Origin of the sequence: Brevundimonas sp. (assembly GCF_032107865.1) — a bacterium.
Classification (GTDB): Bacteria; Pseudomonadota; Alphaproteobacteria; order Caulobacterales; family Caulobacteraceae; genus Brevundimonas.
This window is the reverse complement of the sequence record NZ_DAMCNG010000111.1, coordinates 1-9,309: the sequence shown is the minus strand read 5'-3', so window position 1 is coordinate 9,309 and position 9,309 is coordinate 1. Positions and strand designations below refer to the sequence as shown.

The 9,309-nt window shown below is 67.8% G+C and carries 7 protein-coding genes; 5 read left to right on the top strand and 2 right to left on the bottom strand.

Annotated elements, in window-relative coordinates; all coding sequences use genetic code 11:
- Positions 1-256: 256 nt before the first annotated feature.
- Positions 257-1,543, top strand: a complete 1,287-nt coding sequence (locus RT567_RS10275) for a cystathionine gamma-synthase family protein (protein WP_313576303.1) — start codon at positions 257-259, stop codon at positions 1,541-1,543.
- A gap of 12 nt (positions 1,544-1,555) precedes the next feature.
- Here RT567_RS10275 and RT567_RS10270 read toward each other — a convergent pair whose 3' ends face one another.
- Complete coding sequence (locus RT567_RS10270; RefSeq protein ID WP_313576302.1) at positions 1,556-2,857, bottom strand: hypothetical protein; 1,302 nt, start codon at positions 2,855-2,857, stop codon at positions 1,556-1,558.
- Positions 2,858-2,864: 7 nt separating this feature from the next.
- Complete coding sequence (glmM, locus tag RT567_RS10265) at positions 2,865-4,214, bottom strand: phosphoglucosamine mutase (protein WP_313576301.1); 1,350 nt, start codon at positions 4,212-4,214, stop codon at positions 2,865-2,867.
- A gap of 183 nt (positions 4,215-4,397) precedes the next feature.
- Between glmM and glmS the strand changes: the two genes are divergently transcribed.
- From glmS to RT567_RS10245, 4 genes are all read left to right on the top strand, one after another.
- Entirely contained in the window at positions 4,398-6,212 is a 1,815-nt protein-coding gene (gene glmS, locus RT567_RS10260; protein WP_313576300.1) for a glutamine--fructose-6-phosphate transaminase (isomerizing), read from the top strand.
- 95 nt (positions 6,213-6,307) lie between these two features.
- Positions 6,308-7,186, top strand: a complete 879-nt coding sequence (galU, locus tag RT567_RS10255; RefSeq protein WP_313576299.1) for a UTP--glucose-1-phosphate uridylyltransferase GalU — start codon at positions 6,308-6,310, stop codon at positions 7,184-7,186.
- A complete protein-coding gene (locus RT567_RS10250; RefSeq protein WP_313576297.1) occupies positions 7,183-7,623 on the top strand; it encodes a GNAT family N-acetyltransferase in 441 nt (146 codons plus the stop codon). Before galU ends, RT567_RS10250 begins: the two co-directional genes overlap by 4 nt.
- Positions 7,624-7,902: 279 nt before the next feature.
- Complete coding sequence (locus RT567_RS10245; RefSeq protein ID WP_313576295.1) at positions 7,903-9,135, top strand: NAD-dependent epimerase/dehydratase family protein; 1,233 nt, start codon at positions 7,903-7,905, stop codon at positions 9,133-9,135.
- Positions 9,136-9,309 lie beyond the last annotated feature (174 nt).

The following is a 9,309-nucleotide window of genomic DNA, read 5'->3' as shown; positions in this document are numbered from 1 at the left end:
TCCTCCACGCCGACGGCGCGGCCGACCCCAGCCTGTTCGTGCTCGGCCCGCCCGCCCGCGCCGTCTTCTGGGAGACCATCGCCGTGCCGGACATCCGCCAGCGCATCGAGGCCCTGGCCCGCGCCCTCGCCGGTTGACGCGCGCGATTCAAGCGCGGTCGGAATTTCCAAGGGTTTGCGGCTTCCTTCCTGAGACTTAGCGTCTGGCAGGCCTTTGACGGGTCGGCTATCACCGTCTCAGGAGAGGAAACACAAAAATGAACCGTCACCGCACCCGCGTCCTTGGGGATCGCACCCTTGCGCCTGAAACCCTGATGATGGGCTATGGCTATGATCCGACCCTGTCGGAGGGCGCGATCAAGGCGCCGCTGTTCCAGGCCTCGACCTTCGTCTTCAAATCGGCCGAGGACGGCAAGCGCTTCTTCGAGGTCGCCTATGGCTTGCGCCAGCGCGATCCGGACGAGGCGCTGGGCCTGATCTATTCGCGCATCAACAATCCGAACCTCGAGATTCTGGAAGACCGCCTCGCCGTCTGGGACAAGGCCGACAAGGCCCTGGTCTTCTCCAGCGGCATGGCCGCCATCTCGACCGCCATGCTGGCCCTGGTGCGGCCCGGCGACGTCATCCTCTATACCGCCCCGGCCTATGGCGGCACCGAATACCTGTTCGACCGCATCCTGCCCCGCTACGGCGTCAAGGCGATCAGCGTCCCCGCCGCCGAGGGCGCCGACGCCCTGGACGCCGCCATGATCGCGGCCGCCGCCGAGGCCAAGACGACGGGCGGGCGCCTGGCCGCCGTCTATCTGGAGACGCCCGCCAACCCGACGAACCAACTGGTCGACATCGCCCGCGCGGTCGCCGGCGCCAAGGTGCTGGGCCAGGCCGAAGCGCCCGCCATCGCCGTCGACAACACCTTCCTAGGCCCCCTGTGGCAAAGCCCGCTGGAGCTGGGCGCCGACCTCGTCCTCTATTCCCTGACCAAATACGTCGGCGGCCACTCGGACCTGATCGCGGGCGGCTGCATGGGCGGGGCGGACATCATGGCCCGCGTCGGCGAGATGCGGACCATCTGCGGAACGACCGCCGATCCGCACACGGCATGGCTGCTGTTGCGCAGTCTTGAGACCCTGCACATCCGCATGGAGCGGGCGCAGGACAACGCCCTGATCCTGGCCGAGCGCCTGCGCGCCGATCCGCGCGTCAGCGCCGTCCTGACCGCCGGCGGCCCGGACGCCTCGCCCGAACAGCAGGCGATCTTCGAAGCCCAATGCAAGGGCTCCGGTTCGACCTTCTCGCTGGAACTGCCGGGCGGCGAGGCCGAAGCCTTCCGCATGCTGAACGCGCTGCGCCTGTTCAAACTGGCCGTCAGCCTGGGCGGCGCCGAGAGCCTGGCGTCGCACCCCTCCAGCATGACCCATTCGGACTATACGCCCGAAGCCAAGGCCCGCAGCGGCATCGGCGACAACCTGGTCCGCCTGTCGGTCGGCATCGAGAACGTCGACGACCTGTGGGCCGACCTGGATCAGGCCCTGTCCGCCGCCTGACCGTCTCAAGGATCAGTCCGCTAGGAAGGCCTTCAACTCGGCGGACTGATCCGAGGCCATGAACCGCTGCAACAGCACCACATTGGCGGCCAGGGGCGCCGACACCTGCGCCAACCGCCCTGCCTCCCAGGCCGTCAACTGATCCAGAGGAAGGGCCTCATGCCCTTCCGTCCACAGCCGCTCCTGCCGCGACACCCGAATGTCGGCGACCGGCCGCCGCAGGGCCGTGACGGCAAAGATCTCTGGCTTGCCGCCGCGATAAAGATAGCGGCCGAAGCCCACCAGAACAGTCTTCAACTCCGTTGCGCTGAAGACGCAGTCCGTCTCCTCGAACAACTCGCGCTGGATCTCGCGGCGGCAGAATTCCTGAAAGGTCAGGCCGGGGCGAACGGCCAGCTTTTGATAGCGCGCCAGATCGAACGAGCCCGACCCGGTCGGCGCCAGCAGGCCAGAGCTTTCCGCGCTGGTGGCGGCTTGTCGGGTCAGATAGGCCGTGCCCGACTGGTCGATCATGATCGTCGACCCGCCCAACTGGTTCGACGCCGACGCCTGCTCCAGCCGGATCAGTTCGTCGCCGCAGATGAAGTGGTCCCGTCCCGCCCAGACCCGCCGGTTGCGCGCCTTGGCATAGACGTCGGACCGCAGCACCTCATTGGTCGTCCGGTCAAAGAAATAGGTCGTCTTCTGGAGCCTCGCAGGCGCGTCGCCCTGAACGAAGCCGCTGTCGATCTCGGTCCGAAGCCCCAGCTTCTGTTCATTGACGACCAGGGGGTTCATGCCCTGCTCGGCCAGTCGCGCCGCCTGCGCCAGTTCGTGCGGCCAGCCATAGATCTGTTTCACTAGGACCAGCCCGTGACGTCCCTGATCCAGCCAGGCGTCCACGCCCATGTTGAGCGCCACCGGACCGTTGGCCCCGGTCACGATCTGGATCACGTCGCGCGAGCCTTCCAGCCCCGAGACGGACGTCACCGGCCGGGCCGGTCTCAGCTCATAATCGTCCGCCGCCGGACGCAGACGACGAATGAGGGCGCGCGTCAGCCCGATCAGCCCGATCACCGCCAGGGCGAAGGCCACGCCCTTGAACATCCAGCCCAGCACGGACCAGAGCGGACCTTGAAACAGATGATCCGTGAACGGTCCGATGAAGTCGCCAAAACCGGCGAAGGCGCCCAGCACGAACAGGAAGGCGGCGTTGCGCGTCTTGAAAGCGCGGAACCAGAACTGCTCCCAGCCCGCCCGCAGCCGCCGCCCCAGCTGTTCGCGGCGAAAACGAATCCGCTGTTTCAGGCCGCCTGCGCCGTCCCCCTGCGTCATGGCCGTGCTAGCCCGCCGCCTTCACCGCCTCGGCGACCTCGTTGACCACGCGCTTGACCAGGGCCTCGTCGTCGCCCTCGGCCATGACTCGGATCAGCTTCTCCGTGCCCGACGGACGCACCAGCAGGCGGCCCGAGCCGTTCAGCGCCGCCTCGGCCTCGGCCATGGCCGCCTTGACCTTCGCGTCCTCCAGCGGCTTGCCGGCGGTGTATCGGACGTTCTGCAGCAGTTGCGGCACCGGCTCGAACTGACGCGCCAGTTCGCTCATCGGCGCGCCGGCCTCGACCAGAACGGCCAGCACCTGCAGCGCCGCCATCAGGCCGTCGCCGGTCGTGGCGTGATCTTTCAGGATGATGTGGCCCGACTGTTCGCCGCCGATGTTGAAGCCGCCTTCGCGCATCCGCTCCATGACGTAGCGGTCGCCGACCTTGGTGCGCTCCAGCGTCAGGCCCTCGGCCTTCAGACGGCGCTCCAGGCCCAGGTTGGACATGACGGTGGCGACGACGCCCCGGCCGTTCAACCGCCCGCGCTTGGCCCAGTCCAGGCCGATCAGGGCCATGATCTGATCGCCGTCGACCACATGGCCCTTCTCGTCGCAGATGATGACCCGATCGGCGTCGCCGTCGAGCGCGATGCCGATGTCGCAGCGATAGCGTTTCACCGCCTCGGACACGGCCTCCGGGTGGGTCGAACCGCACTCGGCGTTGATGTTCAGACCGTTCGGCTCGACTCCGACGGGGAAGACCTCGGCGCCCAGTTCATAGAGGGTGGTCGGCGCCACGCGGTAGCCCGCGCCGTTGGCGCAGTCGATGGCGATGCGCAGGCCCTTGAGGCTCAGCCGTTTGGGGAAGGCCTGCTTGGCGATCTCGATGTAGCGCGGCGGGGCGTCGTCGATGCGCTTGACCCGGCCCAGCTTGTTCGACGGCGCCAGATCCTGATCCAGGGCCCCGTCCATCATCGCTTCGATCTTCAGCTCGATCTCGTCCGACAGCTTGTACCCGTCCGGCCCGAACAGCTTGATGCCGTTGTCCGCATAGTCGTTGTGCGACGCCGAGATCATGATGCCCAGATCGGCGCGCATCGAGCGGGTCATCATGGCCACGCCCGGCGTCGGCAGGGGGCCGAAGGTGCGCACGTCCATGCCGACCGAGGCCAGACCGGCCACCAGGGCCGGCTCGATCATATAGCCCGACAGGCGCGTATCCTTGCCGATCACCACCAGATGGCGGCGGTCGTCGTCGGTGCGGAACAACCGCCCGGCGGCCAGGCCGACGCGCAGGGCGACCTCGGCCGTCATCGGATGGGTGTTGGCCCGGCCGCGAATGCCATCGGTGCCGAAGTATTTTCTCTCGCCCAAGAGGCCGTCCTTCGCTGGCGGCCCCGGAATTGCAAAGAAACCTTCCGAAACCCATTTTTTGATGTCGTCGCCCCCGCGATTTCCTAGAGCGGAGATCAAGGGCGGAGGCTGAACCCTCTCGCTTACCTCAATTTCGCGGCCCTGCGCAAAAAGCGTCGACCGCATCCGATCGGAGCAGACCTCATGTGCGGCATCATCGGCGTCACCGGAACCGGCCCCGTCGTCCCTCGCCTGGTCGACAGCCTGAAGCGGCTGGAATACCGCGGCTATGACTCGGCCGGCATCGCCGTGCAGAACGAAGGCGGCATCGAGCGCCGTCGCGCCAAGGGCAAGATCCGCGAGCTGGAGGCCGTGCTGGCCGCCGATCCGATCGCCGGGACCGTCGGCGTCGGCCACACCCGCTGGGCCACCCACGGCGCCCCGACCACGACCAACGCCCACCCGCACAAGGCCGGGCGCGTCTGCCTGGTCCATAACGGCATCATCGAGAATTTCGCCGAACTGAAGGCCGAGATGGAGGCCGAGGGCCGCGTCTTCGAAAGCCAGACCGACACTGAGGTCGTGGCCCACCTGCTGGACCACAAGCTGGCGGCGGGCCTGGCCCCGCTGGACGCCTTCAAGGCCACGCTGGACCGGCTGACCGGCGCCTACGCCCTCGCCGTGCTGATCGAGGGCGAGGACGAGCTGATCCTGGGCGCGCGTCGCGGCAGCCCCCTGGTCGTCGGCTGGGGCGAGGGCGAGATGTATCTGGGCTCCGACGCCCTGGCCGTCGGCCCCTTCACCCAGAAGATCTCCTATCTGGAAGAAGGCGACTATGTCGCCGTGACCCGCACCGGCGCGCGCATGTTCGACGCCTCGGGCCGACCGGCCGACCGCGCCGTGGTCCAGGTCTCCGCCTCCTCGGCCCTGGTCGAGAAGGGCGAGTACCGCCACTTCATGGAAAAGGAGATCCACGAGCAGCCCGACAGCGTCCAGCACACCCTGTCGGAATACCTCGACCTGGTCTCCGGCAAGGCCAAGGTCCAGGCCGTGGACTTCGCCGCCGTCGAGCGCATCCAGATCGTCGCCTGCGGCACCGCCTTCTACGCCGGGCAAATCGGCCGATACGCCTTCGAACGCTATGCGGGCCTGCCCTGCGACGTCGAGATCGCCTCGGAATTCCGCTATCGCCACCCGGCCGTGACCAAGGGGACGCTGGCCGTCGCCGTCAGCCAGTCGGGCGAGACCGCCGACACCCTGGCCAGCCTGACCTGGTGCAAGGCCCAGGGGCTGAAGACCGCCGCCGTGGTCAACGTCCACACCTCCTCCATGGCGCGCGAGGCTGAAATCCTGTGGCCGACCCATGCAGGGCCGGAAATCGGCGTCGCCTCGACCAAGGCCTTCACCGCCCAGGTCGCCGCCCTGCTGTCGCTGGCCGTCGCGGCGGGCGTGGCGCGCGGCAAGATCGACGCGGCTGAGGAAGCCGAGCTCATCAAGGCCCTGTTCGAAGCCCCGCGCCTGATCTCCGAGGCGCTGCAGATGGACGCGGGCATCCACGCCCTGACCGTCGACCTGGCCAAGGCCCGCGACGTCCTGTTCCTGGGCCGCGGCCCGATGTTCCCGCTGGCCATGGAAGGCGCGCTGAAGCTGAAGGAGATCAGCTACATCCACGCTGAGGGCTATGCCGCCGGCGAGCTGAAGCACGGCCCCATCGCCCTGATCGATGAAGCCACCCCGACCGTGGCCCTGGCGCCGCTGGACGACCTGTTCGAAAAGACCGCCTCCAATCTTCAGGAAGTCGCCGCGCGCGGCGGTCCGGTCATCATGATCGCCCCGGAAAAGGCGCCCGACCCGCACGGCGCCGGCATCCGCCGCGTCCACGCCCCGGACTGCCCGGCCCTGATCGCGCCCCTGGTCTACGCCGTGCCGATGCAGCTGCTGGCCTACTACACCGCCGTCCAGAAGGGCACGGACGTCGACCAGCCCCGCAACCTGGCCAAGTCCGTGACCGTGGAGTGATCGTCCTTCTCCTCCTCATGCCATGGGGAGGAGAAGTTTGGCCCCTTTCCCGAATACGCCTATGACAGGCGCCCCAAGGCTGATCAGGACGATCCATGACGACCTCCCCCGCCCGCCTTCGCAAGGCGGTCCTGCCCGTGGCCGGTCTCGGCACGCGCGTTCTGCCCGGCACCAAGACCACGCCGAAGGAGCTGCTGAACGTCGTTGATCGACCGATCCTCTCCTACATCGTGGAAGAGGCGCGCGAGGCGGGGATCGAACACATCGTCTTCGTCACCGGTCGCGCCAAGCAGGCGATCGAGGACTATTTCGACCACCAGATCGAGCTTGAGGCCCAGCTCCTGGCCAAGGGCAAGACCGAGATTCTCGAGATCATGAACGCCGAGCTGGCCCAGGCTGGCGAGATGAGCTTCACCCGCCAGATGCAGCCCAAGGGCCTGGGCCACGCCGTCTGGTGCGCGCGCGACATCATCGGCCACGAGCCCTTCGCCGTCATCCTGCCGGACGTCATCGTGGATTCGCAGCCAGGCGCCCTGAAGCAGTTGGCCGAGCTCTACGCCGAGGTCGGCGGCAACGTCATCGGCGTCGAGGCCGTGCCCGAGGCCGACACCCACAAATACGGCATCATCGACCCCGCCTCCCACGACGGCCGCCGCTACGGCATGAAGGGCATGATCGAAAAGCCCGCCCAGGGCACGGCGCCCTCGAACATGTCGATCTCGGGCCGCTACATCCTTCAGCCGGAAATCTTCGACCTGCTGGAAACGCAGGAGCGCGGCGCCGGCGGCGAAATCCAGCTGACCGACGCCATGGACCGGCTGATGAAGACGCAGGTCTTCACCGCCTATGAATATGAGGGCGTGACCCACGACTGCGGCGACAAGATCGGCTTGCTGCGCGCCAACGTCGCCCTGGCCCTGAAGCGCCCCGACCTGGGCGACGCCGCCCGCGCCGCGATCGAAAGCCTGCTTTGATCCGACCCGCGACCCCGGCCGACGCGCTCGCACTGACCGCCGTCTGGCGGCGCGCGGTCGAGGCGACGCATCACTTTCTGACGCCCGAAGCCGTCAACGGCATCGAAGGCGACCTCGCCGCCTGGCTGAACAGCGGCGATCCCAACCTCTGGGCCTGGGAACAGGACGGGGCGCCCGTGGCCTTTCTCGGCCTGTCCGACGATGAACTGGCGGCCCTGTTCGTGGACCCCCGCCTGCACCGCTCCGGCATCGGGCGCCGGCTGGTCGATCACGCCCTGTCGCTGGGCGCCCGGCGCCTCAGCGTCAATGAAGACAACCCCGGCGCTCGCGCCTTCTACGAGCGGCTGGGCTTCCAGGCCGTGGGCCGCGCCGAGACCGACGACGCCGGGCGCCCCTATCCGCTGATCCTCATGGCGCTCGGCGCCGATCCGGCCTGATCCCGATAGGCTGGCATCGCCCGTTGTGATCGTCCGCTGTCGAAAAGGCTGTGATTTCAAGGCCTGTGGGCCATGGAGTCGCGCCAGACGCGCCTGACCTCGTCCCCGGCTCATCCTGCCGGATTCCCAGAAGGGATGCGCTCCGCATTCAGACGATTCAGACGAATTGGACTCTATTTTTTCCGCCCTGCGTCGCTTTCGCCGCAGCCAAGCGCCACGCTTTCGCCCCCTCGCGCGTTCGGCTAGGCAGGATAGAGTGCTGAAAACGAGGTTCGACTGATGCGCGTGATGATTCTGGGCGGCGACGGCTTCTGCGGCTGGCCCACGGCCCTGCACCTCTCGGCGCGCGGCTGGGACGTGCTGGTCGTCGACAACCTCAGCCGCCGCAACATCGACAATGAGCTGGAGATCCGCTCCCTGACCCCGATCCGCACCATGGGCGAGCGTATCGCCGCATGGCAGGAGGTCTCGGGCCGCGCCATCGACTTCGTCAATCTGACGGTCGGCAAGGAATTCGACCGCCTGGTCGCCCTGATCAAGGGCTGGGCGCCCGACAGCGTCGTCCACTTCGCCGAACAGCGCGCCGCCCCCTATTCGATGAAGTCGGCGCGGCACAAGCTCTACACCGTCGACAACAATCTGAACGCCACCAACCACCTGCTTGCCGCCATCGTCGAGAGCGGGCGGGACGTGCACCTGGCCCACCTGGGGACCATGGGGGTCTATGGCTACACCACGGCGGGCCTGCGCATTCCGGAGGGCTATCTGAAGGTCACGGTCGACACCGACCACGGCCCGACCGAACAGGAAATCCTGTTCCCGCCGAACCCCGGCAGCATCTATCACATGACCAAGACGCAGGACGCCCTGCTGTTCCAGTTCTACGCCAAGAACGACGGGCTGCGGATCACCGACCTGCACCAGGGCATCGTCTGGGGCGCCCAGACCGAGGAGACCAAGCAGGACGAACGCCTGATCAACCGCTTCGACTACGACGGCGACTACGGCACGGTGCTGAACCGCTTCTTGATGCAGGCGGCGGTCGGCTATCCGCTGACGGTGCACGGCTCGGGCGGCCAGACGCGGGCCTTCATCCACATTCAGGACACGGTGCGCTGCGTCGAGCTGGCGCTGAAGAACCCGCCCAAGCGCGGCGATCGGGTCAAGATTCTCAACCAGATGACCGAGAGCCGCCGTGTCCGCGACCTGGCGCAGATGGTGGCCGAGATGACGGGCGCCCAGGTCCACAACGTCGCCAATCCGCGTCAGGAGGCCGACGAGAACGAGCTGGTCGTCGCCAACGACCAGTTCCGCGAACTGGGGCTGAAGCCGATCACCCTGGCCGAGGGACTGATGGCCGATGTGACCGAAATCGCCCGCCGCTACGCCGACCGCGCCGACCGGACTAAGATTCCCTGCGTCACCGCCTGGAATTCGGGCCGCGCCGAAGCCCTGCGCGACGAGGCTGAAACGACCGCCGCCCCCTCCCCCGTCCGCGTCCTGTCCGCCTGAAAGACCGAAGCCCGATGACCGAATCCGCCGCCGCCCCGTCCCTGCTGGTGTTCGGCGGCGGCTATCTGGGACAGGCGGCGGCGCGCGAGGCCCTGCGGCGCGGCGGCCGGGCCTTCGCCACCTCGCGCGATCCCGAGACCCGTCAGGCGCTGGCGGGGCAGGGGATCACGCCAG